This is a genomic window from Nocardia sp. NPDC050713, from assembly GCF_040654315.1.
In the GTDB taxonomy this organism is placed as follows: Bacteria; Actinomycetota; Actinomycetes; order Mycobacteriales; family Mycobacteriaceae; genus Nocardia.
Genome location: NZ_JBFAHS010000028.1, coordinates 19,323 through 45,643 on the forward strand (window position 1 = coordinate 19,323; position 26,321 = coordinate 45,643).

24 protein-coding genes and 1 other RNA gene are annotated in these 26,321 nt (G+C 68.1%); 10 read left to right on the top strand and 15 right to left on the bottom strand.

Features of this window, described 5'->3' with window-relative positions; all coding sequences use genetic code 11:
* Positions 1–12 precede the first annotated feature (12 nt).
* Both AB0H49_RS33345 and AB0H49_RS33350 read right to left on the bottom strand, forming a co-directional pair.
* Complete coding sequence (locus AB0H49_RS33345) at positions 13–300, bottom strand: hypothetical protein (RefSeq protein ID WP_355003957.1); 288 nt, start codon at positions 298–300, stop codon at positions 13–15.
* 175 nt (positions 301–475) lie between these two features.
* Positions 476–1,642, bottom strand: a complete 1,167-nt coding sequence (locus tag AB0H49_RS33350; RefSeq protein WP_357256883.1) for a hypothetical protein — start codon at positions 1,640–1,642, stop codon at positions 476–478.
* A gap of 120 nt (positions 1,643–1,762) precedes the next feature.
* Between AB0H49_RS33350 and AB0H49_RS33355 the strand changes: the two genes are divergently transcribed.
* The 3 genes from AB0H49_RS33355 (at position 1,763) to AB0H49_RS33365 (ending at position 4,871) form a co-directional block, all read left to right on the top strand.
* Positions 1,763–3,199 (top strand): amidase, encoded by a 1,437-nt coding sequence (locus tag AB0H49_RS33355; RefSeq protein ID WP_357256885.1) that lies wholly within the window; start codon positions 1,763–1,765, stop codon positions 3,197–3,199.
* 262 nt (positions 3,200–3,461) lie between these two features.
* Positions 3,462–4,355, top strand: coding sequence for a cutinase family protein (locus AB0H49_RS33360; protein ID WP_357256887.1), 894 nt, complete (start codon positions 3,462–3,464; stop codon positions 4,353–4,355).
* Between the two features lie 156 nt (positions 4,356–4,511).
* Positions 4,512–4,871, top strand: coding sequence for a hypothetical protein (locus AB0H49_RS33365; RefSeq protein ID WP_357256889.1), 360 nt, complete (start codon positions 4,512–4,514; stop codon positions 4,869–4,871).
* Here the strand turns inward: AB0H49_RS33365 and AB0H49_RS33370 are convergent.
* Both AB0H49_RS33370 and AB0H49_RS33375 read right to left on the bottom strand, forming a co-directional pair.
* Positions 4,757–6,037 carry a glycosyltransferase 87 family protein gene (locus tag AB0H49_RS33370; RefSeq protein ID WP_357256891.1) on the bottom strand — a complete coding sequence of 427 codons (1,281 nt, stop codon included), beginning with the start codon at positions 6,035–6,037 and terminating at the stop codon, positions 4,757–4,759. The genes AB0H49_RS33365 and AB0H49_RS33370 overlap by 115 nt on opposite strands.
* 83 nt (positions 6,038–6,120) lie before the next feature.
* The gene (locus AB0H49_RS33375) at positions 6,121–7,014 is read right to left on the bottom strand and encodes an ADP-ribosylglycohydrolase family protein (RefSeq protein ID WP_357256893.1); all 894 of its coding nucleotides are present in this window, start codon (positions 7,012–7,014) and stop codon (positions 6,121–6,123) included.
* A gap of 381 nt (positions 7,015–7,395) precedes the next feature.
* Between AB0H49_RS33375 and AB0H49_RS33380 the strand changes: the two genes are divergently transcribed.
* Entirely contained in the window at positions 7,396–8,007 is a 612-nt protein-coding gene (locus tag AB0H49_RS33380; protein WP_357256895.1) for a cyclase family protein, read from the top strand.
* Positions 8,008–8,076: 69 nt separating this feature from the next.
* On the opposite strand, the gene AB0H49_RS33385 is transcribed toward AB0H49_RS33380, so the two are convergent.
* The gene (locus AB0H49_RS33385; RefSeq protein ID WP_357256897.1) at positions 8,077–9,645 is read right to left on the bottom strand and encodes an FAD-binding protein; all 1,569 of its coding nucleotides are present in this window, start codon (positions 9,643–9,645) and stop codon (positions 8,077–8,079) included.
* A 213-nt stretch (positions 9,646–9,858) separates the two neighbouring features.
* On the opposite strand from AB0H49_RS33385, the gene AB0H49_RS33390 reads away from it, so the two are divergent.
* From AB0H49_RS33390 to AB0H49_RS33400, 3 genes are all read left to right on the top strand, one after another.
* On the top strand, positions 9,859–10,170 hold the full coding sequence (locus AB0H49_RS33390; protein WP_357256899.1) for a hypothetical protein: 312 nt from the start codon (positions 9,859–9,861) through the stop codon (positions 10,168–10,170).
* Between the two features lie 404 nt (positions 10,171–10,574).
* Positions 10,575–11,411: a cupin domain-containing protein gene (locus tag AB0H49_RS33395; RefSeq protein ID WP_357256927.1), complete on the top strand. Its 837-nt coding sequence runs from the start codon at positions 10,575–10,577 to the stop codon at positions 11,409–11,411.
* A gap of 724 nt (positions 11,412–12,135) precedes the next feature.
* Positions 12,136–12,813: a hypothetical protein gene (locus AB0H49_RS33400; RefSeq protein WP_357256901.1), complete on the top strand. Its 678-nt coding sequence runs from the start codon at positions 12,136–12,138 to the stop codon at positions 12,811–12,813.
* Between the two features lie 495 nt (positions 12,814–13,308).
* Here AB0H49_RS33400 and ssrA read toward each other — a convergent pair.
* Positions 13,309–13,676: a transfer-messenger RNA gene (ssrA, locus tag AB0H49_RS33405) on the bottom strand.
* A 224-nt stretch (positions 13,677–13,900) separates the two neighbouring features.
* Here ssrA and AB0H49_RS33410 point away from each other — a divergent pair.
* The gene (locus AB0H49_RS33410; RefSeq protein ID WP_357256903.1) at positions 13,901–15,205 is read left to right on the top strand and encodes an ABC transporter substrate-binding protein; all 1,305 of its coding nucleotides are present in this window, start codon (positions 13,901–13,903) and stop codon (positions 15,203–15,205) included.
* A gap of 50 nt (positions 15,206–15,255) precedes the next feature.
* Complete coding sequence (locus AB0H49_RS33415) at positions 15,256–16,554, top strand: ABC transporter substrate-binding protein (RefSeq protein ID WP_355003834.1); 1,299 nt, start codon at positions 15,256–15,258, stop codon at positions 16,552–16,554.
* Positions 16,555–16,626: 72 nt separating this feature from the next.
* On the opposite strand, the gene smpB is transcribed toward AB0H49_RS33415, so the two are convergent.
* The 9 genes from smpB to AB0H49_RS33460 all read right to left on the bottom strand — a co-directional run bounded on the left by smpB (position 16,627) and on the right by AB0H49_RS33460 (position 25,580).
* Positions 16,627–17,100, bottom strand: coding sequence for an SsrA-binding protein SmpB (gene smpB, locus AB0H49_RS33420; protein WP_043729939.1), 474 nt, complete (start codon positions 17,098–17,100; stop codon positions 16,627–16,629).
* A 66-nt stretch (positions 17,101–17,166) separates the two neighbouring features.
* Positions 17,167–17,403, bottom strand: a complete 237-nt coding sequence (locus AB0H49_RS33425; RefSeq protein ID WP_355003835.1) for a hypothetical protein — start codon at positions 17,401–17,403, stop codon at positions 17,167–17,169.
* Between the two features lie 128 nt (positions 17,404–17,531).
* Positions 17,532–18,614: a metallophosphoesterase gene (locus AB0H49_RS33430; protein ID WP_357256906.1), complete on the bottom strand. Its 1,083-nt coding sequence runs from the start codon at positions 18,612–18,614 to the stop codon at positions 17,532–17,534.
* Between the two features lie 110 nt (positions 18,615–18,724).
* Positions 18,725–20,548, bottom strand: a complete 1,824-nt coding sequence (gene recQ / locus AB0H49_RS33435; RefSeq protein WP_357256929.1) for a DNA helicase RecQ — start codon at positions 20,546–20,548, stop codon at positions 18,725–18,727.
* Positions 20,549–20,770: 222 nt separating this feature from the next.
* Complete coding sequence (ftsX, locus tag AB0H49_RS33440; protein WP_355003837.1) at positions 20,771–21,673, bottom strand: permease-like cell division protein FtsX; 903 nt, start codon at positions 21,671–21,673, stop codon at positions 20,771–20,773.
* Positions 21,673–22,362, bottom strand: coding sequence for a cell division ATP-binding protein FtsE (gene ftsE, locus AB0H49_RS33445; protein ID WP_355003838.1), 690 nt, complete (start codon positions 22,360–22,362; stop codon positions 21,673–21,675). Before ftsE ends, ftsX begins: the two co-directional genes overlap by 1 nt.
* 219 nt (positions 22,363–22,581) lie before the next feature.
* Positions 22,582–23,439: a mechanosensitive ion channel family protein gene (locus AB0H49_RS33450; RefSeq protein ID WP_355003839.1), complete on the bottom strand. Its 858-nt coding sequence runs from the start codon at positions 23,437–23,439 to the stop codon at positions 22,582–22,584.
* A 102-nt stretch (positions 23,440–23,541) separates the two neighbouring features.
* Positions 23,542–24,657, bottom strand: a complete 1,116-nt coding sequence (prfB, locus tag AB0H49_RS33455; protein ID WP_355003840.1) for a peptide chain release factor 2 — start codon at positions 24,655–24,657, stop codon at positions 23,542–23,544.
* A 65-nt stretch (positions 24,658–24,722) separates the two neighbouring features.
* Positions 24,723–25,580: a helix-turn-helix transcriptional regulator gene (locus AB0H49_RS33460; RefSeq protein WP_355003841.1), complete on the bottom strand. Its 858-nt coding sequence runs from the start codon at positions 25,578–25,580 to the stop codon at positions 24,723–24,725.
* Between the two features lie 144 nt (positions 25,581–25,724).
* Here AB0H49_RS33460 and AB0H49_RS33465 point away from each other — a divergent pair, with 144 nt between their 5' ends.
* Positions 25,725–26,315: an NAD(P)H-dependent oxidoreductase gene (locus AB0H49_RS33465; RefSeq protein ID WP_357256910.1), complete on the top strand. Its 591-nt coding sequence runs from the start codon at positions 25,725–25,727 to the stop codon at positions 26,313–26,315.
* Positions 26,316–26,321: the final 6 nt, after the last annotated feature.

Below are 26,321 nucleotides of genomic sequence, written 5' to 3' on the forward strand. Positions count from 1 at the left end.
CCGGGCTCGGTCTCAGCCGACGACCGCGTTCATGATGGTGCCCGCGCTGGTGGCGACGGTGCCGCCGATCATGGCTCCGGCCACCATCTTCGGCGACTGGAGGCCGCCGCCCGTCCACTTCTCCCAGGCGAACCGGCCACCCGCGTAGATGATGGCCGCAATACCCGAGAGCAGCACGAACCAGGTGAGATAGCGAACCATCTGGAGAATCTTGTCTGAGATGGGCGGGGCCTCGGGTGTCGGGTTCCCGACCTGGGCCAGCACTGTGCCATACACGTCATGTGCCGTAGCGAGAATCATGCTCACAGCCGTACCCCTCTTCTGATGTCGGCGACAGTTCGAGAACGCCGTCGAAATCTTACCGCGCTCAGCCCGGAAACATTGGGGTGCAGCGTGTTTCGCCGTCAATACCGACCGGTCTCAATTGAACATTCCGGCCGAGGACGCACTCCGCGCCGTGGTACACCGCTGGAACTCAGTTTCCGCAGCCGATCCCCTCGAACTCGGCGGTCGTTCGGAGCTCGGTGCGCGGGTAGTAGTCCCCCATCCCCGCGGCCGGATCGTCCTCCGGCGCACGTTGGATGGAATGCGCGAAAACCGTGTCGGGCAACATGTTCCGCATCAGCAGCGTGGTGGTGAGTCCGGCCGTGGGCAACCACGCGACGCCGCAATAACGGGTCGCGTTCGCGGGCCGGTCGGCGCGATCGGACACCACGACGGTGAACCAGCCCCGTTCGTCGACCGGCGTCTCGTCGTCGACGACGCAGGCCGAAACACGGGTGGTGGCAAGCTCGTTCGAGCACATCGACCAGTACCGCAGTTGCGCGAGCGTCATGGTCGCCTGGCCGCGGTAGGTCCCGGGAGTCGTCGGCAGCTTGGCACGGACGACCGCGACCTGTCCCGCTCGCGGCGCGACGTGCGAGGCGAGATAAGTGTTGTCCGGATTGGCGAACACGCCGTCGCCGCTCGTCTTGGACCACACGCGGTAATCCGGACCCGGCACGCCGGGGGGCAGCTGCTGACCGCCGGACAGGCGCGCGGAAGACGTATCGATCGCCCCCTTGGCCGTCGTGCATGCCGGAAGCGCGCGCGGGCCGTCGGCCCCGTGCACGGTGATCTCCGGCAACGGCTCCCCGCCGAGCGGATCGCGTCCCTCGTCCACGCGGTAGACCCGGTAGATGATCAGCGCCACCCCGGAATCCGCGTAGAGGGTGTTCGGCGCGGGTCGCTCGGGTCGGGGGCCTGGCAGCACCCGCACGGTGAAAGAGCGTTCGGTCGCGGCGCGGTCCGCCCCGGGCCGGAACGGGTTGACGCTGCCCGGATCCGGATCGATGCGCAGGTCGTCCAGGCCGTCCAAGGTCCGCGATCCCTGATAGCTGGTGAACGAGATGTACCGGCCGTGCGGGTATCGGCCGCGCAGGGTGAGGCCCTCGGCGGGCAACCCGGGGACGGCGGCCATCCAGTAGTTGGCGAAGGTGTCGGGCAGCGCGACGTTCAGCGTGTCGGCGCCGATCCTTCTGCTCCACCCGCAGTCCGTCAACGGCCCGGCCTGCGCGGGCGGCGTCAGCGCCATCGGCGCCGCGGTGGAACCTACGACAGCGACGACCGCGAGCACGCGGCGCAGTACGGCGATCATGTTCACGCGCGCCAGTATCACCCGTGAACGGCGCGGATCCCCTTGACACTCCCCAGGGCGCGTCATCTAATCGGACAACTGAACGTGCGTCCACGTGAACGCACCGGCCCCACGAGAGGGAATCCGATGAACGAGCGACCCGGCGACCGACCGCGGTACACCGGAGTGCTCGGCCAGGCCGAGGCCATCCGCACCGGTCGAATCTCGGCGGTCGAACTCACCGAGCAGACCCTCGCGCACATCGGCCGCGTACAGCCGCGGCTCAACGCCTTCGTCACCGTGCTCGCCGAGGAAGCGTTGGCGCAGGCCCGAACCTGCGACGACGACCAGGCCGCCGGGCGCGCACTCGGCCCGCTGCACGGCGTGCCGATCGCGATCAAGGACGAGGTCGACGTCGCGGGCGTCCGCACCACCTACGGCGGCGCCGCGGTGACCACCCCCGCCGCGGCCGACTCGGAGATCGTGCGACGGCTGCGCGCGGCGGGCGCGATCATCGTCGGCAAGACCGCGATGCCGGAGTTCGGCACCTGGCCGTTCACCGAATCCGCGGCGCACGGTTACACGCGCAATCCCTGGGACACCACCCGCAGCACGGGCGGCTCCAGCGGCGGTTCGGCGGCGGCGGTGGCGGCGGGCGTGGTGGCGGCGGCCACCGGCGGCGACGGCGGCGGCTCGATCCGGATTCCGGCGGCCTGCTGCGGCTTGTTCGGTTTGAAGCCGCAGCGCGGGCGGGTCAGCACCGCGCCCAACGGTGACCTGTGGCGCGCGCTCGGCACGCTCGGCGTGCTGACCAGGTCGGTCGCCGACAGCGCGTTGCTCTACGACGTCATCAGCGGCAGCGTCGCCGGGGATCGCTGGCACGCGCCCGCGCCGACGACCTCGTTCTCGGCGACCGCCCCCGCGACCCCCTTGCGGATCGCCGTGTCGGTGCGATCCGCCGTGCCGTTGACCCGCCTCGACCCCGAGTGCGCCGCGGCGCTGCGCTCGATGGCCGACACGTTGACCGAACTCGGCCACCACGTCGAGGAATTCGATCCCGACTATCCCGACGCCACGCCCGCGTTCTTCCCGCAGTTCCTCGGCGGCATCAGAGAGGAGGCCGATCGCGTCGACCGACCCGATCTGCTCGAGCGCCGCACTCGCACGCTCGCGGCCACCGCGCGTGCGCTCGCCCCCGAACCGGTGCTGCGCTGGGCGGAACGCCACGGCGAACGGGTCGCCGCCCGGGTCCACCGCGTTTTCGAACGCTACGACCTCGTACTCACCCCGACCTTGCCGCAGTTGCCGCCGCCGGTCGGCAGGCTGGACGGCGCGGGCGCGCTGCACGCGATCCTGCGCAGCATGCCGATGACCGCCTACACCGCGATGTGGAACGTGTGCGGCAACCCGGCCGCCGCGATCCCCGCGGGCTGGTCGGATTCCGGACTGCCGCTCAGCGTCCAGCTGGTCGGCCGTCCCGACGGGGAGCTCGAAATCCTGCGCGTCGCAGCACAAATCGAAAAGGCGAGACCGTGGGCGCAGCGTTGGCCGGAAGAAGCGGAAGCCGTCGCCCGAATTCGCTGATGAGAGCGGGGCGCCGGTCGAAAACCTCGACTTCGGTGATCTGTATCACCATTCCGACCAATTGTGTGCCGTCGCACACCTGCGCTACTCTCGCATTCATCTGAGACCCCGTGGTCTCAAAGCCGCCTCCCACGGGCTGGGCTCCGCCTTCCCTCCGGCCGTGCGCGGGTTTTGTCCGGCAGCGCCGTCCGAGGTCGTCCGCGGGGGCGGATTCGTCAAGGGGAAAGCCCCCGGCGGGGCGTGCAGCAAGGGGAGCGGCACCATGCGATCCACACTTCTTCGTGCGGTCATCGGCATCTCGGCGATGGCGTTGTCCACCATTTCCGTCGGCGGCGGGGCACAGGCCGATCCTGGCTGTCCGAACATGTATGTCGTCGCGATTCCGGGCACCTGGGAGAGCGACGAGCACCGGCCCGGTCCCGGCATGCTCGCCGGAGTGACCGACGGCCTGCCGTCCTCGGTGCGCGTCGACTACGTCAGCTACGCCGCGACCGCCTTCCCGTGGGAGGGCGACGTGTACGGCGCGTCCAAGAAGGAAGCCGTCGACAACGCCCGCGGTCTGCTCGGCGCGATGGCGCGCCAGTGCGGCGCGACCAAGCTCGCGCTGGTCGGTTACAGCCAGGGCGCCGACGCGGCGGGCGACGTGGCCGCCGAGATCGGCACCGGGCTCGGCGTGGTGCCGCCGCAACGCGTCGCGGCGGTCGGTCTCATCTCCGACCCGCGCCGCTCCCCCACCGACGCGTTGATCGGCCCGCCGGTCGGCGGCGCGGGCGCGGGCGGTCCCCGGGTGGGTGGCTTCGGCTGGGTCACGCCGCAGACCCGCACGATCTGCGCGGTCGGCGATCTCTACTGCGCCACCGCCGCCGACGACTTCGTCACCAGGTTCGCCGGTTTCCTGGCCCAGAGCTCCAGCCCCGATCTGGCCAACATGTGGCGCTACCAGCTCGAACTCGGCACCATCGTCAACGATCTGATGGCGCGCGGCGGCGTCGCGCTGTTGCAGAACCAGCTCTCGGACTCCGCCAACGAGGAACGCCGCAGGAAGCTCGAGGAGTTCTACCGCTCCGAGGCGCACACCCTCTACGGCAGCTACCCCGTCGGCGGCGGCGAGACGGCGCTGTCCTGGATGCACGAGTGGCTGGCGTCGCTGGCCTGAGCAGGGCCGATTCTCAGCGCTTTCTCATCGAACCGAGTACTCGTGGCTCAGGAACGGCCCGTTGAATCAATCGCGGCTGCCCCGCCCGGCTCCTCTACACCGGGCGGTAGGCAGCGCCAAACTCGGTTCGCGCCAACACCGCTCCGGAGATCGCCGATGATCACCATCCGCACCGTCTCCGTCGAGCACTGGCACATCGGGCGCGAGATCCGATTGGCCGCGCTGGCGGGCTCGCCGCCCGGCACGTTCGGCTCCACCCTCGAAGAGGCGGTCGCCTGGCCCGATCAGCGCTGGCGGCAATGGGTTTCCGACCGGGTGCTCGTCGTCGCCGAGCGGGCGGGCAGCGTCGTCGGGTCGGCGGCTTTGGTGCGCGATGCCGATGATCGGCCTATGCGAACCGACTACGAGACCGGCTGGAACACTTCCTGCCGGACTCGCGCCGGTGGGACCGCCACCGCCTTGCGCCTGGACGTCGCCAGGAACAACAACACCAGCAGCACACTCAGCCACACGTAGGTATTGCCGATCACGTGCTGCCATGGCGTCCAGAGCGACTCGCGCTGTTCGCCGTTGGGTAGCCAGTTCTGCGGCCCGTAGACGAACACCGCACCGACGGCGGCGGCGACCGCGTACCAGCCCAGCGCACGCCGCCACGGCAGCCGGATCGCGGAGCCGATCACGGCGAACAGCGCGGGCGCGATCCAGATCCAGTGGTGCGACCACGAAATCGGCGAGACCAGCAGGGTGAAGACCGCGTTGATGGCCAGCGCGAGCGCGGGAGCGTCGGCCGCGCGCCGCATCGCGAGCACGACCAACGCGAGCAGGGCCGCGCCGACCACCAGCCAGACGATGGTGAAAGCGGGCTCGGGCACCCGCAACCGGGCGAGCACCGCCTGGATCGACTGGTTGGTGTGGAACGCCGAGCCGCTCAGACCGTCCACGTTGCCGAGGCCACCGAACCAGTACTTCACCGAGGTGCTCGGCAGCACGAGGAAGCTGAGCGCGGTCGCCGCGGCGCCGGTGACGGCGGCGGTGATCGCCGACTTGTAGTCGCGGCGAACCAGGAAGAACAGGACGAATGCGGCAGGGGTCAGCTTGATCGCCGCGGCGATGCCGATCAGCATGCCGCGCCGCCACTTCGGTTTCTCGGTCAGGCAATCGGCCGCGACCAGCGCCATCAGCAGCAGGTTGACCTGGCCGAAATCCAGCGTCGCCCGGGTCGGTTCCAGCAGCATGGCCATCGGCGCCGCGCAGGCGGTGGCGAACAGCGCGAGCCGCCGCGCATTCTCACCGGGCCAGACCCGCCGCGCGACCAGGTACAGCGTCACGGTCAGCGCGGCGACCGAGGTGACGAAGAAGGCGAAGGCCGCGATGTCCCAGGGCAGCAGCGCGAACGGCGCGAGCACCAAGGCGGCGAACGGCGGATAGATGAAGGGCAGTCCGATGCCGATCGTCGTCTGCGGGAGTTGCCCGTACATGTCGCCGCCGTCGCGCAGCGTTTCGACGCCCAGACGGTAGACCTGCAGGTCGATGAAGCCGCCGGTGATCTCCTTGAACGGCCAGAGCGGCTGCGTCAGACACAGCGCGGTGAACGCGACGAGCAGCGCAGGCACAAGCCAGACCACACGCCCGAACCGGCGGGTCGACGACATCGGCACATCACAGGCGGCGGAACTACTCATCCGCGGCGACTATACCGACCTGCGCGCCGGTGTTCGACGGGTGGCGCGGGATCGGCGCTGCCCGGTGAATTGCCAGTCGATAACTATCCTCGGCGCGGCGCGGACCCGCCGAGCGTGACGCCCGACCAGTCCGGCAGTTCCTCGCATCGCCGCAGCCATTCGTCCGGGATCGTCGCGCCGCGCGCGCCGAGGATGCCGCCGACGATCGCGCACGTCGTGTCCACGTCACCGCCCGCGCCCGCGGTGGCCCAGCACGCCTCGGCGAAGTCGTCGAAGCGTGCGGCGATCCACAGGCAGAACGGCACCGTGTCGGGAGCCGAGACCTCGCGGCCGTTGCCTAGCGCGCGGGCGGCCTCGGCGGGATCGGCGTCGAGCAAGTCGCGCGCGACGCTGATTCCGTCGCCGACCGCGCCCGGCGGTATGCGCGCGGCGACCGCGTCGAGTAGATCAGCGCCGCGCAAATGTGTGCTTGCCGCGGCGAGCGCCACGGCGATCGCGCCCGCGACACCCTCGGGATGGGCGTGCGTGATCTCGGCCGAGGCGGCCGCGTCGTCGATCAGCCGGTCCAAGTCATCGGCGAAGTAGGCGCCCAGCGGAGCGACCCGCATGGCCGCGCCGTTGCCCCATGAGCCCGTCCCGCCGAACGAGGCGGTCGCCAGCTCGCGCCAGTCGCCGCCCTCCTGCCGGATGAGGCGCAACATGCGGTTGGCGCTCGGGCCGTAGCCGCGGTCGAAATCGTGGTGTTCGGCGAAGGACGCGGCGAGCACGTCCTGGTCGACGCGGCCGTGGCGCTCGAGGACGGCGACGATCGAGCAGGCCATCTCGGTGTCGTCGGTCCACCACCACGGATCCGGCGGCAATTCGCGCGCACGCAGCGCGGGCAGGTTGTCGGGGACGAAGAAGCAGCCGCCGAACGCGTCGCCGACGGTGAGCCCGCGCAGCGACGCGACGGCGCGGGTACGGCGGTCGGCGATCATTGGCGCGATTCTGCCCAGTGGCAGGGACGTTCGCCAGCTGTCGAGGGTGGGACCGGTTATCTTCGGTCTGGGTCGTCGGATGTCGGCGGTCCAAGGGCACCGCCCAGCACGCGCGTTAGCGAGCGCCGCCGCTCGCCGAGAGTTCAGGTACACCATGCAGCAGATCCGGAACCGCTGACATGTGCGCGCCGCGAATCGTCCAACTCGCCCACGAGAACGCCGCCCGGCCCAGCCGCCGCGCGCTCTTCGCCGCCGCGGGGCTCACCGCCCTCGCCGCCACCGCGCCGCCCGCGCGCGATCCCGCCCTCCCGCGGCGTCCTCGACCTCACCCACACCCTGAGTTCGCGACTGCCGACCTGGCCCGGCAGTCCGCCGTTCACGATGGTGCCCGTCGCCGGGCACGCGCTCGGCGGATTCGGCCAGAACGCGCTCGCCTTCTGGGAGCACTCGGGCACCCACCTGGACGCGCCCGCCCATCGCGTGCCGGGCGGTGCGACCACCGACGCATTGGCGGTCACGGATCTCGTTGCGCCACTGGTGGTTATCGACATCAGCGCGCGGGCCGAGCGCGACGCCGACGCGGCACTCACCATCGACGACATCGAGAACTGGCAGTCCGTACACGGCCGCATCCCCGAACAGGCCTTCGTCGCAATGTATTCCGGTTGGGAGCGCCTCATCCACGATGCCGCCGCCTTCCTCAATCTCGATGCCCATGGTGTGCCGCACGCACCGGGCATCGCGCCCGACGCCGCGGCGTACCTGGTGGAGCGCTGCGGGGTCGTCGGAGTCGGGGTGGACACGCTGAGCCTGGACCACGCGCTCAGCCGAGATCACGGCGCGCACACCGCGATTCTCGGTGCGGGGCGCTACGGGGTGGAGATGCTGGCGAATCTCGGCGCGGCGCCTGCTTCGGGTGCGACGGTGGTTGTCGGAGCGCCGAAGCATTCGGGTGGGACTGGGGGGCCGTGTCGGGTGATCGCGCTTACCTGAGGGTCGGTTGGAGGCCGAGCGTCTAGAGCAGGGCGCAGGCGTTTCGCCGAGCGTCCGAGTTCGCCGCTGTCACCAGTCCGGTCGACCGATCGACAGTGCGTGCTGGAAGACCCCGCGTGGATCCCAGGTCTGCTTGATACGCAACAACTTCGGGTAGTTGTCGCCGTAGTAGAAGCGGTGCCACGGCACACCGGAGGTGTTCCAGCGCGGGTCCGCCAGATCGGGGTCCGGGTAGTTGACGTAACTTCCACCGTTGTCCGCGTTGGGAACCGGTACGCCCCCGGTCGCCTGGTATACCTCGCGGAAGAGTTCACGCGCCCACCGCAGATGTTGCTCGTCACCCTCGGGTAGTCGCCACGCGGCGTGAATCAGCATCTGGGCGAACGCGTTTCGCGCTGGAATCGCCGTCGCATCGGACGCGACGGCATTGACGGCCCCGCCGAAGGGCAGGAACTCCACCTCTGTCTCGCCGAGCACAGCGAGATCCGTCAGGTACCGGTAGAACACCCGCAGCTGATCCTCGGAGTACGCGCGCCGCAGGTAAGCCGCTTTCACCTTGACGCGTGGCGTCGACAGACCTTTCGGGTAATACACCTGCCGCACCGTGTCGGGATACGACAACTGCGCGACCGGCTGTACGACCGGAATGGCGTCCACTCCGTCGAGCACCGCACCGAGGAACTCGTCGAATTGCGCTCGGGCGTCTGGCGAATCTGCATCCAACAAGACCAGCAATTGCGCGAACCCTGTGCCTACCGTCCGGAAACTCAACGGCGCGTACAGCCCCGCGAACCGATTGCCCGGCGCATTGTTGCGCTCGAAGAACGACAGATAGTTCCCCAGCAGCCGAACGAACGCTGTCTCGCTCATCAGCGGCAGCACCACCCGCGAATTCAACATCGCACCAGGCGATTTCGGCAGCGCCGTCACCGGATCGGCCCCATCGGAGAGCGGCGCACGCAACAGATACCGCGTCACCACACCGAAATTGCCGCCGCCGCCGCCGGTGTGCGCCCACCAAAGGTCCGCATCCGGACCATCTTTGGTCGCCAGCACCACCCTGGCCGCCCCATCGGCGCCGACGGTGACGACCTCGACCCCGTACAGAAAGTCGGCGACCAGCCCGAGCCGTCGCGACAGCGGCCCGTACCCACCACCGCTCATGTGCCCGCCCGTGCCGACGCCCAGGCAGATCCCCGCCGGAATCGTCACGCCCCAGCTCCGATTCAACACCTCGTACACCGAACCGAGTTCCGCACCGGCGTCCACTGAGAACGCCCGGTGCGTCTCATCCCAGCGCACCTCGTTCATTCGCCCGAGATCGATGATCGACCGCGTCTGCGCCGAGTCCACGAAATCCTCGAAGCAGTGCCCGCCCGATCGCACCGCCAACCGCGACCCCGCCGCGACCGCCCGCCCCACCGCATCCCGCACCTGCTCGGCCGAAGCCGGCACATAGATCCGCTCCGGCCGCGCCACGAAACGCTTGTTGTACCCGCGCAGCGCCAACGGCAAATACTCCGGATCCCCCGCCCCCACCACCCGCAATTCGGCAGCCCCAGCCACCGGCGCCCCAACTACCGCCCCAGCCCCACCGACCGCCGACGCAACCAAGAACCGTCGACGCGACAGTGTCATGAATTTCCCCTAACCATCAGGATTGACGAGCGCCACCGTATCCCCCGAACGTCCCCGGGAAAAGACGACAGGCCTGTACCTCGCACCCTGCTCGCGCACGAGCCTTCCGACACGGACGTCACAATTGCCCACGGCAAGATCGGCGATGGCGCTACGCTGACGTGGCACTCACTTCGGTCCGAACAGCAAGTCGAGACACGCAGGGAGGACGCCATGGGCGAAGACGACCGCTCGCCGGACCGCGATGACACGTCCCCGAACGTGACCAGCGATGATGATTCCGATCGGGTGCCAACACATCACCACACGATCACCGAGGACGACATCGAGGTCACGTACCTCGCGTCCGAACTTCGCCGATATTCGCGGATCCAAGGTGGCACAACGCTGATCATTCAAAACCCCGAGGATCGGTGGGACTTCGCTGACGAACGACCTGATTTGCCGCTCCCGCAGCCGCTGCCGACGGACGGCAGCCAGGACGTAGGCCGCCCCGGCGGCGGGGACATCTGGAACAACCCTTGAGCGGGCGATAGGCCCGTTCGACGTCGCGTCATTCACCTACGGGGGTCACCGTGGACCTGAACGATCTGCTGTCTCCGAGCGACACCGAAGTCTTCGCGCGCGAATACTGGGAACAACGGCCCCTCGTCGTCACCGACCGGGGCACCGAGGTATACGACGGCCTGTTCTCACTGACGGACGTCGACCAGATCCTGTCCACGCCCGCACTGCACCAACGGATGATCAACGTCATCAGCGACGGTCGTGGTCTCACTTTCGATCGCATCGGACTCGGCGCCACCTCCGATCACGAAGCGATCGAAACAGTGTTCGCCCTGCATCACGCCGGCGCCACGATTCTGCTGAACGCGCTCGAACGTGCGTTCCCGGCGCTGGCAGCTTTGTGCCGGTGCCTCGGACAGCAGATGTCCGCACGATTTCAGGTCAACGCGTATCTGACGCCGCCATCCGCACAAGGCTTCGCGACCCACTGCGACACCCACGATGTCTTCGTGCTCCAGATCTCCGGTGTCAAACGGTGGAGCGTGTTCGATACCGAAGTAGAACTCCCGCTGCGGGAATCGCGCAGGCCTCCCGATGTTTCCGGCGAGCCGCTTTTCGAGCAGGAACTGCGCCCCGGCGATCTGCTGTACATCCCACGCGGATTTCCACACCATGCGGTGAGCGCCGACGCGACCTCGCTGCATTTGACGGTCGGAGCACACCCGCCCACGTGGGCCACCCTCATCCGGGCCGCCGTGGAGGAACGCATCGATCAGGACGTCCGGTTCCGAGCGGCCCTCCCTTTGGGGTTCGCCGCGAACGACTCGGTGCGGAAGCATGCGACCACAGCGTTTCGGGATCTTCTCAGCGAGTTGACCCATGGGATCGACGCGGCGGCGCTCGTCGACGACGCGGCAAGCTCGATCCGACTCGCCCAGCTTCCCGCGCTCTCCGGTCGACTGATCGACATCGAGTCCGAGTCTCGAATCGACGAGACCACACCGGTGCAGCGGCGCCCCGAAGTCGACTACGAGATAAGCGTCGACGCGGAACGAATTCAGCTCGGCTTCGGCGGGAAGATCCTGTTCATCCCGTCCTCCGCCGCAACAGAACTACGCCATCTCCTCGAATCCGGAGAATGCGCAGCGAATCAGCTACCGGGCAAAATCGACAGCCAAGGGCGTGTAGTGCTGATACGCCGCCTCGTCCGCGAAGGACTACTCACCCTGTGCCGGGATCGGAGTCATAGCATTGGGTAGGGAAGCCACAGATATCTCCAGGAGATGGTGTCGCCGTTATCCGCGAACCGGATACGAAGACTGAAACCTCAGCCGCCACTCAGCGGTCGACGTGATCCGATCGAGCTCGTTGTCCCACTCCAGAAGATCTTCCACGGCTCCCCCGAACCCACCCGCTCGAGACAACCCACTACCAACTGCTCGAGCTCGACGACCCGCCGCCCCTTCCACACCTTGTCAGCCAAACTGACCAGCAGATCCTCGAACGTCACGCCGGGATCGCTCCACGACGCATGTGTCCGCGCGAACAGAGCCGAACGCTCCCCGAACCCACGCCCCAGAAGAAGCTCGTACCTGGCCATTTCATGCTCGGAACCAGGCCCACTCAACTCGTGCGAGTACACAACCTTCCCGATGTCGTGGGTAGCGGCCCCGCCGAACAACACGGCGTCTCGATCGAACTCCCTTCCCTCGTAGCGCTCTCCAACCCACTCCTTTGCTGAGCCTCGTGGAAACCCGATGGAACCGAACGGATCTGCGGCGCGTCTATACCGGCAGACGAAACCGAAGGATCGCTCTGTGATTTGCGCTGTGCGGGTTTCGTTGAAAGGGTTCGATCGGACTGACAGTTGGTTGGGGAGTGGGAGGTGCCGATGGTTGGCTTTGATCCGAGCCGTGCCGCAGAGGATCTGGCGCAGTACACGACAGACTTGGAGCAGAAGGCCCGGCGATACGGAGAACTGCAATGGGCGCCTATCTGAGCACGTCCGATTTGCCGCTACCTGCGGGATGGGAGCGAAAGGCGTTCGGGTCGTACCGACATGCGGTATTGCCGTTCGCGATGGGATTACTCTTTCTTCAGGCCATGCTCGGGGTGATCTGGGCTGTTCTGGCCGGAGAAGACTCGGTGTGGGAGGGGATTCTGAGCATTTTACTTCCCGGCGCTCTGGGCGCCGCCTTCCTGCTGGCGGCATGGTCGCAGGCTCCGCGAAAAGCGCCGGTGGCCGCGGAGATTCGGACTACCGCCGGTGGTGATGCGTTGGTACTACCAGTTCGGCGAAATTCGGTTCTGGCTGGAAGTCGTTCCACCGCCGGTATCGAATTGACTCCCGGCCAGGTGACGATCAGGTACGGAAAATCATCGATAGGAATTGCCTGGGAGGATATCTCGGCGATCGAATCCCGTTGCGACAAGGTACGGTCCACCCGAACCAACGTCATCGATATCGTCCCCCGAGGACCCGAAATCGGATCCCGAATCATCGACCTCCCCCACACGTTCCTGGCCACCGACCCAACCAGGGTGTACCACCTACTCCGGTTCTATGTCGGCAATCCCGAGCTCCGATGGGAACTCCGCACCCAAGCCGGCTTGGACCGATTCCAGGATGGTGGCTATGGATCGGAGGTGCGCGTCGATTGATGGTGACCACTGCCGAGAATCGGTCGGCCACTTTCGGCAGCCACCACCGCGTCGGCGACAGCGAACGTAAGGGCACTTGGTCCCCAGGCCTGGCGCGAAACGCCTGGCCGCCGTGAGGTCAGCGCCCGTTCAGCGCCCTGCGGTGCTCGAGCAGCCAATCCGGGAAGTAGCTGCCCGATCGTAGGTCCAATCCCCCAGGGCCTCGTGCGCACCCTCGCGGTAACCGCCGCGCCGCTCGTCGACAACCGCGAGAGCGGCGACAACACTCTCGAGATGGGACTTGGGGCATGGCATGTGTTGGGCAGGCACCGATCCGTGGCCGCGGCGTTGGGGCGGTCGAGCGAGGGGTGAGGTGGGGGCGCAACATTGGGGAGGCAAGCCGTGGATTCGGGGTCCGGGGGCGAAGCCCTCCGGGTAGTGCGGGGGGCTTCGCCCCCACAAAACACGCGGAACCCGCAAAAAAGGCGAGTGCTCTTCACGAGCACTCGCCTTCGAGGGTGGAGCTGCCGGGAATCGAACCCGGGTCCTCCGCCGTGTCTTCAGGACTTCTCCGTGTGCAGTTCGCTGTGTCTCTGCTCGGATCTCTCGGTCACGCGAACAAGCCGAGATGACGATCCCAGTCGCTGTTCGATGTCCCGTCCGGCTCCGCGACCGAGTCGGACGGTGAGCCCTCTAGCTGATGCCGGCACCGGGACCGAGGGCATATCCCGGGCCGACAGAGACGCTTCGCTTAGGCAGCGAGAGCGTACTCGCGCTGATGAGAATCGGCGCTTAATTGGTTGCAACGACGCTTACGGTGGTCTCTTGCCTGCACCGACACGCTTCCCCTGAATCAACGTACGCAGTCGAAACCGTTCAGCCCCGTACGTGCCCGCACCTTGCGGGCTAGTAATGCTAACACTCGCCCAACGCAGGATCATCCCGATTGTTTGTGCGTGTTTCGGATCATATCGATCAGATCCGAGCACACACCAGGACAGTCTCGCGTGCAAGCCGAAACCACCATCTCACCGCCCCACTGCCCGGTACTGTTCCTGTTCGGCCGTACCGGAATTGGATCGACCGGCGGTCGGAACAGGGAGCAATAATGGGCAACACCAGCAGGCGACCTCGTCGCCTGTTCCACGCCGCGGCGGTGCCGATGATCATCGGACTCGCCTTGGCCGCGGCGTGTTCGACGCCGAGTGAGACCACCGGCCCCGGCGTCACCAGCGCGCCGTGCCCGAACGCGATCGACAGGGACAAGGGCTGTATCTACCTCGGCGTCCTCTCCGATCTCGGCGGCGGACCTTTCGCCATGCTCGGCAGGGCGATGCAGGACGGGCAGACGGCGTTTTGGACCGAGGTCAACAAGGCGGGTGGAATCGGCGGCTACGAGGTCGACATCTCGACCTACGCCAGGGACACCGCCTACGATCCGCATCGGCATGTCGAGGAGTTCCGCGAGATCGAGCCGAACGTGCTCGCGCTGGCGATGAGCCTCGGCACCGCCCAGACCCTCGCGGTGCTGCCGGAGATGGACGCGGCGGACATCGTGACCTCGGCGGGCACGCTGTGGTCGGGCTGGGAGTATCGCGAAGCGGACCGGGATCTGGTGCTGGACAGCGGCTACTCGTACTGCACCGAGGCGATCATGGGTCTGGACTGGTTCACCGAGCACCAGTACCGCCCGGCGAACGTGGCCGTCGTCGCGTTCCGCGGCAACTACGGCGGCGACTACGCCAACGGCGCGCTGCGCTGGGCGGCGCACAACAACGTGATCGTCACCTCGCGCGTCGACACCGGGCCCAACACCGAGGTCGGCAACCAGGACCGTCCGGTCGCCGAAATCCTCGCCAACCCGCCGAATCTCGTGATGCTGGCCACCGGCCCTGCCGAAACCGCCGAGATCATCGGCAAACTCGTCGCGGGCGGGTACCAGGGCCGCTTCCTCGGCTCGTCGCCCACCTGGAACGGCGCGCTGCTGAAAACTCCAGCCGGACCAGCGCTTTCGGCCCTCTACAACTACACCTCGCCGGTCGACGGCTGGGACGGGCGCAGCACGGGCGCCCGCCGGGCTCGCGCCGCCGCGCCGCAGGAGCCGACGAACTGGGGCTACAGCCTGGGTTGGGCCAGCTCCTACACGATGCGGGCGCTGCTCACGAAGGCGGCCGAACAGGGCCCGCTGAACCGGGCGGGCGTGCGCGGGTCGCAGGACGCGCTGACGGTCGATTTCGAGGGCATGGCCGCGCCACACACCTACAATGCGGGCGCACCGGATTACGCGGCCCAGCGTGCCTCGATCGGCGCCCCGGATCCGTCCGCGCCGCTAGGCTCGCGCACGGTGGCCACCGATTACCGCGGACCGACCCTGCCGCAACTGCCCATGCACGGGCCGTGCGTCCGGCTGTGAACCTGCGGGCCACCGGGCAATACGTTCGTCTGTATCGAAGGAAGAGAACTTTGGGACCAATCCGCCGCCGCCGCAGGCTGTTCCGCGCCGCCGCGGCCGCGATCGCCATGGGTTTCGCACTGGCGGCCTGTTCGTCGGCGTCGACCGAGACGGGACAGGGCGTCACCAGCGCGCCGTGCCCGCAGGCGGTGGACAAGAGCAAGGGCTGTATCTACCTCGGCGTGCTGTCCGACCTGGACGCCGGGCCGTTCTCACCGCTCGGCAAGGCGCTCAACGACGGCCAGCTGGCCTTCTGGCGGGAGGTCAACAAGGCGGGTGGCATCGGCAATTACGAGGTCGACATCACGACCTACGCCAGGGACACCGCCTACGACCCTGGCCTGCACCGCGAGAAGTTCCACGAGATCGAACCGAACGTCCTCGCGTTGGCGATGAGTTTCGGTACGGCGCAGACGCTTTCGGTGCTACCGGAGATGGACACCGTCGATCTGCTGACCGGCGCGGGCACCCTCTGGTCGGGCTGGCAGTATCGCGATACCGATCGAAACCTGGTGCTGGACACCGGGTATTCGTACTGCACCGAAGCGATCATGGGCCTGGACTGGTTCGCCCAGTTCCAGTCCAGGCCACGCACGATCGCGGTCGTCGCCTTCCGAGGCAACTACGGCGGCGACTACGCCAGCGGCGCGCTGCGCTGGGCTTCGGAGAACAACGCGATCGTCAACGCGCGCATCGACACCGGTCCGAACGCCGAGGTCGGCAATCAGGACGGACCGGTCGCCGAGATCCTGGCCAACCCGCCGGACGTCGTGCTGCTGGCCACCGGTCCCACCGAAACCGCCGAGATCATCGGCAAGCTGGTCGCGGGCGGCTACGACGGCCGTTTCCTCGGTTCCACCCCGACCTGGAACGGCGCCCTGCTGAAGACGCCCGCCGCGGCGGCGATCACCTCGCTGTACAACTACACCTCGCCCTACGACGGCTGGGACGGCCGCAGCGTCGGCGCTCAGCACGCCCGCGCCGCCGCCTTGCAGCCGCCGACCAACTGGGGCTACAACCTCGGCTGGGCGGTCTCGTACCCGATGAAGGCGGTGCTCAGCAGCGCCGAGGCGGCGGGCGACCTGACCCGCGCGGGTGTGCGCGGCGCGTTGGAGGGACTGTCGGTGGACTCGGAGGGCATGGCGGCCGTGCACAACTACGGCTCAGCGCAACCGGACCTCACCGCACAGCAGGCGGTCATCGGTGTGCCCGACGCGAACGCACCGCTGGGGTCGCGCACGCTCGTGCCCGACTTCCGCGGGCCGACGCTGCAACGCGTGACGCTGCACGGACCGTGCGCGCGGTTGTGACGTGAACCCGAAGAACCCCTGGCGCGATCCTTCGATCACGCCAGGGGTTCTTCGTCACCATCGGCCGAGGCTTCAGCGCATACCCTTCACCCGGCGGCCCAGCTCACGGGTGACCTCACGTTCGGCGGTCCGCCGCGCCAGATCCTGGCGCTTGTCGTAATCCTGCTTACCTCTGGCCAGCGCGAGCTCGACCTTCACCTTGCCGTCCGAGAAGTACATCGACAGCGGCACCAGCGTCTGATTACCCTCGCGCGACTTGCCGACCAGGCGCTCGATCTCGCGCTTGTGCAGCAGCAGCTTGCGCACGCGGCGCGGCGCGTGGTTGGTCCAGGTGCCGTGGCTGAACTCCGGAATGTGCAGCCCGCGCAGCCACACCTCGCCGTTGTCGACCGTGGCGAAGGCGTCCACCAGCGAGGCCTTGCCCTCACGCAGGCTCTTGACCTCGGTACCGACCAGCGCGATCCCCGCCTCGTAGACGTCGAGGATCGTGTAGTTGTGCCGCGCCCGGCGGTTGGTCGCGATGACCTTGCGCCCCTTTTCCTTCATAACGGTCAACTCTAAGTGACGCGGCAACCGTTTTATTCCGCGCTCCGGCCAGTGCCGGTCGGAGCCTCAGCCGCCGGGTCGCAGCGCGATGTAGACCACGAGGACCGCGACGAACGCGGTAAGCATGAGCAAGGTGGACAGACGCGGGCGGCCGAGGTGGACGGGGGTGCGCCGACGTCCGAGCCACACCGACTCCACCGCGTCGTCCGTCGGGCGGTGCGGCGCTAGTGCGGGGGTGTCGGGCGGCGGCGATCCGCCGGACGTTTCGGGACCGCCTTCGGGCGGGCCATCACCGGGTGCCATGCCTGCACGGTAACCGCCGCGGCGGGAAGTTACCGGCGCAACCCGGCGGGGTGTTGTGATTCGGTGATGTGCGTTCGGCCGCTCACGGCGTGGTTCCGCTTCGCTCGGCCCGAGACTCGCGGCGCCCGTCAGGCTAGCCGGCGGCCGAACACCTCGGTGCCCGCGCCGGTCCCCGGGTCCACGGCGACAACCCGCAGATCGACCGCGCTCGGAGTCAGATCCATGACCATGAAGCCCAGCTGGTGATAGCTCTCGTACAGCGCGGGCGTCCCGGTGCCGCCCGGTGTCACCCGTGGCTCGGCGCCAACGGTTTTCGCGGCCGCGCCCGACACCAGCTGGCGGGTGCCCTTGGCCGCCGCGGTGGGTTCGAGCACCTGGAGCGAGTGATCGTGGCCGGAGAGGATGAAATGGCACTTGCCCACCACGTGGTCCTCGAAGAACCGCTTCACGTGCACGCCGTTGACCGGTTCGATGGACAGGCCCTCGTAGTTGCCCGCGTCGCCGTGCGGGCCGTTGTTCAGGTACGGGTGGTGCGTGCACGCGATCTTCCAGCGCGCGGGCGATTCGGCGATCGCTCGGTCCAGCCAGGCGCGCTGCGCGTTCATGAACTCGCCGTCGACCGCCCAGTAGGGCGCGAACAGCGGGGGTAGGTAGGCGGCCAGCGGGTTGAGGTCGAGCACGAAGAACTCGACCACGGGCCGCTCTTCGGGCACCCGGACGGAGTAGTAGCGGCTCGGCATCCACCAGCGCGACGAGTTGGCGTGATATTCGACCTCGTGGTTGCCGCGCAGCAGCCAGCCGCCGTCACCGCCGATGACCGAGCTCGTGTCGTGGTTGCCGAGCACCATCGCCCACGGGAAATCCAGTCCGGTATTCGGGTGCTCGAACTTGCTCGCGAACTGCGCGTCGTCGCCGCTTTTCGGACCGCTGTCGTAGATGTTGTCGCCGAGGCCGACCGCCAGCGAGAACGGCTCGCGGGCGTGGAAGGCCCGCGCGGCGTCGGCGACCGCCCACTGCGTGCGCGTGCCGGTGCCCGCGTCGCCGGTGACGAGCACGCGCACAGAGCGCTGGGCTGGGAGCCCGAACTTGGTGACGCCCGCCGCGATCGGAACCGCTTGGGCGGGCGTCAGCCCAACCAGTGACGCTCCGGCCGCGACCGCGGCGGCACCCGCCAGCAGTTCCCGACGACTGATCTCCTGCCCACCACTCACACCGACCTCCGCGACGCCCATATCCCCGCCCATCCTGGCGCATGGCAGCGGACCCGTCGATTTGAGGGGTCAACATTTCACAGTTCGTCCACCGGCGTGTGCGGAGCCGGTTACTCGGCGGCGAGCACCTCGAGCACCTGTTCGCCGTACTTGGCGAGCTTGTTCTCGCCGATACCGCCGATCGCGCCCAGCTGCGCCAGGCTCGCGGGCTTGCGGCTGGCGATCTCGCGCAACGTCGCGTCGTGGAAGACGACGTAGGCGGGCACACCCTGCTCCTTGGCAGTGGCGCCGCGCCATTCGCGCAGCTTCTCGAACAACGGCACATCGGAGGCGGCGAGTTCGGCGGCCGCGGCCGCCTTGCTGGACTTGGCGGACCGCGCCGGTTTGACGACACGCTCCGGCTCGCGGCGCAGCCGCACCTGACGTCCGTCGAACAGCACCTCTTGGCTGGCCTCGGTCAGGGTCAGCACGCCGTAGTCGCCGTGCACCGCGAGCAGCCCCTGCGCGAGCAGCTGCCGGATGACGCCGCGCCATTCGGTGTCGCGCAGATCGGTGCCTATGCCGAAGACCGTGAGCTCGTGGTGGTCGTACTGGAGCACCTTGGGGTTCTTCTTGCCGAGCAGGATGTCGACCAGATGACCCGCGCCGAAGCTCTGACCGCGCTCACGCTTCAGGCGCAGGACGGTGGACAGCAGCTTCTGCGCGGCGACCGTGCCGTCCCAGGCTTCCGGCGGGGTGAGGCAGGTGTCGCAGTTGCCGCACGACTGACCGCTCTGCCCGAAGTACGCGAGCAGCTGCGTGCGACGGCAGGCCACGGTCTCGCACAGGGCCAGCATGGCGTCCAGGTGCAGCTGCAGCTGGCGGCGGTGCGCGGCGTCGCCCTCGGAGGAGTCGATCAGTCTGCGCTGCTGCACCACGTCGTTGAGTCCGTAGACCATCCACGCGGTCGACGGCTGACCGTCGCGTCCGGCACGACCGGTCTCCTGGTAGTAACCCTCGACCGACTTCGGCAGATCGAGATGGGCGACGAAGCGCACGTCGGGTTTGTCGATGCCCATGCCGAAGGCGATGGTGGCGACCACGACCAACCCGTCCTCGCGCAGGAACCGCGCCTGGTTCACCGCGCGGGTGCGGTGGTCCAGCCCCGCGTGATACGGCACCGCGCCGATGCCGTTCTCGTTGAGGAAGGCCGCCGTCTTCTCCACCGAATTGCGCGACAGGCAGTAGACGATGCCCGCATCACCGGCGTGTTCGGCACGGATGAACTCCAGCAGCTGTCGTTCCGGTCGGTTCTTCGGCTCGATGCGGTACTGAATGTTGGGCCGGTCGAAGCTGGCGACGAACCGTCGCGCACCGCCGAGATCGAGGCGCTCGATGATCTCGTCGCGGGTCTTCTCGGTCGCGGTCGCGGTCAGCGCGATGCGCGGCACGTCGGGCCAGCGCTCGTGCAACATCGACAGGCCCAGGTAGTCGGGCCGGAAGTCGTGGCCCCACTGTGACACGCAATGCGCCTCGTCGATGGCGAACAGCGCGACCTTGCCGCGATCGAGCAACTGCGCGGTCGATTCCAGTCGCAACCGCTCCGGCGCCAGATACAGCAGGTCGAGTTCGCCCGCGAGGAACTGCGCCTCCACCGTCCGCCGCTCGTCGGGGAACTGCGTCGAGTTGAGGAAACCCGCGCGCACGCCGAGCGCACTGAGCGCGTCCACCTGGTCCTGCATCAGCGCGATGAGCGGCGAGACCACCACGCCGACGCCGGGCCGCACCAGCGCGGGCACCTGGTAGCACAGCGACTTACCGCCACCGGTAGGCATCAGCACCAGCGCGTCGCCGCCCGCGATCACGTGCTCGACGATCTCGGCTTGGTCGCCGCGGAAACTGTCGTATCCGAAGACCCGGCCCAGCACCTCCCGCGACCGTAGATCCTCTTGCACCGCAGCGCTTTCGGCGCTCGCGGGAGCGCCTGGACCGGTCACGTCGACGGGGAGGGCTTCGGGGGGATTCACGCCGCCCATCCTACGAGCGACCCCCGACCACCGCGCCGCCGCTGCACGACGAATCCCGCCGTAATGGCCGACTTCTCCACATGGGGATGAACCGATTTCACCGGGCGCGGCGGCCCGCTCGCGCACACCGCCCGCCCGCTGAACATCGGCCTATTCGCGCACGTAATACCGCAGCGTGGCGTAGGCCGCCACGGCCGCGACCAGAATGCCGACGGGCAGAATCGTCAGCGCGACCGTGGCGATGTCGTCCCCGGTGATCCGCGGGAACACATTGCTGTCGAACAGCGGCCCGAGCGCCCGGTCGATGACCAGCGGACGGGCGATGAGCAGCCCGAAGATCGCCAGAACCGAACCCGCGACGGCCGCGACAACGGCCTCGAGCAGGAACGGCAACTGCGTGTACCAGCGGGTCGCGCCGACCAACCGCATGATCCCGACCTCGGTGCGCCTGGTGAACGCGGCGATCTGCATCATGTTCGCGATCAGCAGCAGCGCCGCGAGTGCCATCACCACGGCGAGGCCGAAGGCCGCGTTACGCAGGCCGTCGAACAGCCGCAGCAGCCGGTCGACGAACTCGCGGTCGTTGGCGACGGTGCGCACGCCTTCGCGGGCGTGGTAGTTGTCGTAGATCCGCTCGTACTGGTCGCCGTCGGTCATCTTGACCCGCATGGAGGCGGGCAGCGGAGTCTCCGAGATGTACTGCACCATCTCCGGCTGGTCGGCGAAAAGCTTCTTCGCCTCCTCCAGCGCGGCGGCCCGATTGAGGTACTGCACGCTGACCACGCCCGAGGTGTTCTTCATGTCGGCCAGCAGCGAGCGGCACGGATCGGTGGCGCAGTCCGGGTCGTTCGCTGAGATGTCCTCGTCGAGGTAGAAGCGCACCTCGAGGCGGCCGGTGAAGTACTGCTCGGTCTTGTCGGCCATCCGCACCGAGAGCAGGCCGCCGCCGAGCATGGCCAGCGACACCGCGGTGGTCAGGATCATCGCGACGGTCATCGTCACATTCCGGCGCAGACCGGTGACGACCTCGCTGAAGAGAAAACTCGCGCGCATTATCGATCCACTCCGTACACGCCGATCGCGTCGTCGCGCACCAGGCGGCCGCGGTCGAGCTCGACCACCCGCCTGCGCATCGAGTCGACGATGTGGTTGTCGTGGGTGGCCATGACCACCGTGGTCCCGATGCGGTTGATGCGCTCGAGCAGCATCATGATGTCGCCGCTGGTATCGGGGTCCAGGTTGCCCGTCGGCTCGTCGGCCAGCAGTACCAGCGGCCGGTTCACGAACGCGCGCGCGATGGCGACTCGCTGCTGCTCACCGCCGGACAACTCGCTGGGCAGCCGGTCGCTCTTGCCGCCGAGGCCGACCATGTCCAGCACCTCGGGCACCGTGCGGTCGATGAACTGGCGACGCTTGCCGATCACCTCCAGCGCGAACGCGACGTTCTCGTGGACCGTCTTCTGCTGCAAGAGCCGGAAGTCCTGGAACACGCAGCCGATGCGCTGGCGCAGCTTCGGCACTTTGCGTCCGGGGAGCCGATCGACTCGGAAGTCCGCGACGCGGATCTCTCCCGCGTTCGGCGATTCCTCCTTGAGGAGCAGACGCATGAAAGTCGACTTGCCTGAACCGGACGGTCCGATGATGAAGACGAACTCGCCCTTGTTCACATCGACCGTGATGTTGTCCAGCGCGGGTCGCGTCGACGTCTTGTACGACTTGGTGACGTTCCGCATGGTGATCACGGGGAGCCAGTGTAACCAGCTAAACCCGCGCATCCACCGGCTACGCGCAGCTACCATCCAGCCCCGAGCAGCGGCTACTGCCCGGCCTGCTCCGTATTCCCCACCGCCGGTACGGCGTTCACGACCTGAGTGATCCCGGTCGCAGCCGGTTGATCAGGCTTGACGAACAGGTACAACACGAATGTCGCGATCCACGCGGCCCCGAGGACCGCGGTCGATTTACGTGGTTTCACTGATACCTTCCCGGCGCAAGGCCGCGGCCACTCGAACCCTGAGCTCGCGTCCGACCTCGAACTGCTTACCCGGCAACGTCCGGGCAACCATTCGGATGCGCACCTGGTCCATTGCGAGGTCGTCCACGCCCATCACGGTGGGTTCGTCGAGCAGCAGCGGCTCGAGCCTGCGGTCGCGGAACGCCTCGGCTCCTACCTTGTGCAATATCTCGTTCACCCGGGTGATGTCGGCGCTGGCCGCCACCGGAACGTCGATCGCGGCGCGCGCCCAATCCTTCGACAGATTGGTCACTTTCACGATCTGACCGTTCGGCACGGTGATCACCTCACCGTCGGCGTTGCGCAGCGTGGTGATCCGCAGCGTGACGTCCTCGACCGTACCCTCGGCCACCTCCGCGGCTCCAGTCACGGCGATGCGAACTACGTCACCGAATCCGTACTGCCGCTCTGTGATCAGGAAGAACCCGGCCAGAATGTCCTGCACGATGCGCTGCGCACCGAAACCGAGCGCGGCGCCGAGCACCGCGGCGGGCGCGACGAGACCGGTCACCTGGAAGCCGAGCCGCTGCAACACCTCCATGCCGACCAGCACGTAGACGATGGTCAGCACCACCCAGGTGAGCACCTGGGCCAGCGCGTGCCGGTGCTTGGCCGCCTCGGTCCGCACCAGCGCGTCGCTGCTGCGGAACCCGGCGTCGATCTTGCTGGTGACCCGGTCGCGCACGAAGGTGGCGAACCGGCTGAACAACATCGCGCCGAGGATCAGCAGCACGATCTCCAGGCCACTGGAACGCAGCCACGCCGTGGAATCCGCCGCGGACGCCGCCGCGATCACCGCGACCATCCCTGTTGCCGTTTCACACCATCCGCGACACGCACGCCAGACAGGCTACAACGGAGCACCGTTCGAGGCCGCGCGTCGCACCGGAATGCCACGCAGCGCAAATTAATTCGCCTGCTCCCGCATTCGCCACCGGATACCCGACTCGATGAAACCGTCGATGTCGCCGTCCAGCACCGCGGTCGGGTTGTTCACCTCGTGCGCGGTGCGCAGGTCCTTGACCATCTGGTAGGGGTGCAGTACGTAGGAGCGCATCTGGTTGCCCCAGGACGCGCCCTCGTTGGTCTTCAGCGCGTCCATCTCGGCGCGCTCCTCCTGCCGCTTGCGCTCCAGCAGCTTGGCCTGCAGCACGCGCATGGCCGAGATCTTGTTCTGGAGTTGGGATTTCTCGTTCTGGCAGGTGACGACGATGCCGGTCGGGATGTGCGTGATGCGCACCGCGGAGTCGGTGGTGTTGACGCTCTGACCACCGGGGCCCGAGGAGCGGTACACGTCGACGCGGATCTCGGTCTCGGGCACCTCGATGTGGTCGGTGGTCTCGACCACAGGAAGCACCTCGACCTCGGCGAACGAGGTCTGGCGGCGGCCCTGGTTGTCGAACGGGCTGATCCGCACCAGGCGGTGAGTACCCATCTCGACCGAGAGGGTGCCGTAGGCGTACGGCGTCTTCACCGCGAAGGTGGCGCTCTTGATGCCCTGACCCTCGGCGTAGGAGGTGTCGTACACCTCGACGGGGTACTTGTGCCGGTCCGCCCAGCGGATGTACATGCGCATCAGCATCTCGGCCCAGTCGGCGGCGTCGTCGCCACCGGCGCCGGAGCGGATGTTGACCAGCGCCTCGCGCTTGTCGTACTCGCCGGAGAGCAGGGTGCGGACCTCCATCGCCTCCACGTCGCCGTGCAGCGCGGCGCGTTCGGCGTCGGCCTCGGCGAGGGCCTGGGTGCGGGCCTCGCCCTCCTCGCCCTCGGCGAGCTCGTAGAGCACCGGCAGGTCGTCGAGCCGCTGGCGCAGCTCCTCGACCCGGCGCAGCTCGCCCTGCGCGTGGGACAACTCGCTGGTCACCTGCTGGGCGTGGTCCTGGTTGTTCCACAGGTCGGGATCGGCCGCCTGGTGCTCGAGTTCATCGATGCGGCGGCGCAGTTCCTCGATGTCGAGGACCGACTCGACCGTCTTCAGCGTGGCGTCGAGTTCGGCGAGATCAGCGGAAACATCAGGATGCACGGTCTACTAGGCTACCGGTCCCGGTCGATACCACGAAAAGGGCGCCCGCGATTTCCCGGCACACCTCAACCGGAGACCGCGCGCAGCTGTCCGGGGCGGCGACCCGCCAGCGTGTCCAGTGCCGCGGCGGTGGCGTCATCGGCGGGGAGATGGACAACTATCTGCTGGTCGTCGTCGGCGAACAGGTCGAGGGTCTCGTAGGCGAGCCGCAGTGGACCGGCCGCCGGGTGGGCGAGCCGGGTGACGCCGGTGGCGGCGGGCAGGCTCGGGACGCTGGCCACCCGCCGGGTGAACTCGTCGCCCGCGACCACGGTGAGTTCGTCGGCGAGCGCCGCGATGGCGGGGTCCGCGCGGAAGGGCCCCTGCTTCAGCGTCGCGACCTGCTGGTCGGCCACGTAGTCCCAGTCCGGATAGATCTGGCGGGCGCGCTGGTCGGCGAAGACGAAACGCGCGAGGTTGGCGAAGGGGTCGGCGTCGAGCAGGCCCGTCGGACCCATCAGCCTGCGGTAGCCGTCGGTGCAGGCGAGCACCTCGCCGAGCCGATTGACCACGACCGCGGCCGCCGGATCCAGATGATCGAGCACGGCGCGCACCGTGGGCCGCACCTGGCGGTTCGGCTGCGCGTCGCCCATGCAGGTGAACCCCGGGGTGGTGGCCTTGGTCAGGCGGTGCAGGTGGATGCGTTCGCTCGGCGCGAGCTGAAGCGCGTCGGCCAGCGCGGAGAGCACCGGCGGCGAGGGGTGACGATCGCGTCCCTGCTCCAGCCGGGTGATGTACTCGACACTGACTCCGGCCAGGGTGGCCAGCTCGGCGCGGCGAAGTCCGGGGGTGCGCCTGCGCGGTCCGGCGGGCAGGCCGACCCGAGCCGGACTCACCGCCTCGCGTCTGCTGCGCAGGAACAGGCCGAGCTCGTTGTCGCTCACCCTTCGAACAGTACAAGCGGGGGTCGCCCCGAGGGTGGCCCTGCCGCTACCACTCTCGGCGCGGTCTTCCAGCATCGTCCGTGCCGCAGCACATTGAGACATGGCGGTCGCACCGGCCGCACTCGATGCGCAAGGAGAACAGCAATGTCGTCACTCAGGCTCGCGGTGATCATCGGCAGTGTCCGGGAGGGACGGTTCGGTCCCACGGTGGCCGCCTGGTTCGCCGAACAGGCGGCTCGGCACGGCGGCTTCGAGGTCGACGTGATCGACCTCGCCGACGCGGAGCTGCCGCTCGCGCTGCCCGCGGTCCCGCCCGCGATGGAGCCGAACCCGCCTCGGCCCGCGGGCATGGACGACCTCACCGCGCGGCTCGCCGCCGCCGACGCGTTCGTCATCGTCACGCCCGACTACAACCGCAGCTATCCGGCCGCGCTCAAGGCGGCCATCGACTGGCACTTCACCCAGTGGGACGCCAAGGCGATCGGGTTCGTCGGCTACAGCGGCGGCAGCGGTGGGCTGCTCGCGATCGAGCACCTGCGGCAGGTCTTCAACGAGCTGAACGCGCACACGGTCCGCGAGTACGTCTCGTTCCCGCGCTACTACCTGCTCTTCGACGAAGCGGGTCGGCTGCGCGAACCGGACGAGCCCGCCGCCGCGGCGCAGACGATGCTCGGCCAGTTGCGGTGGTGGGCAGGCGCGCTGGCCGCGGCACGAACGGCATCGGTCGCCTCCTGAGCCGCT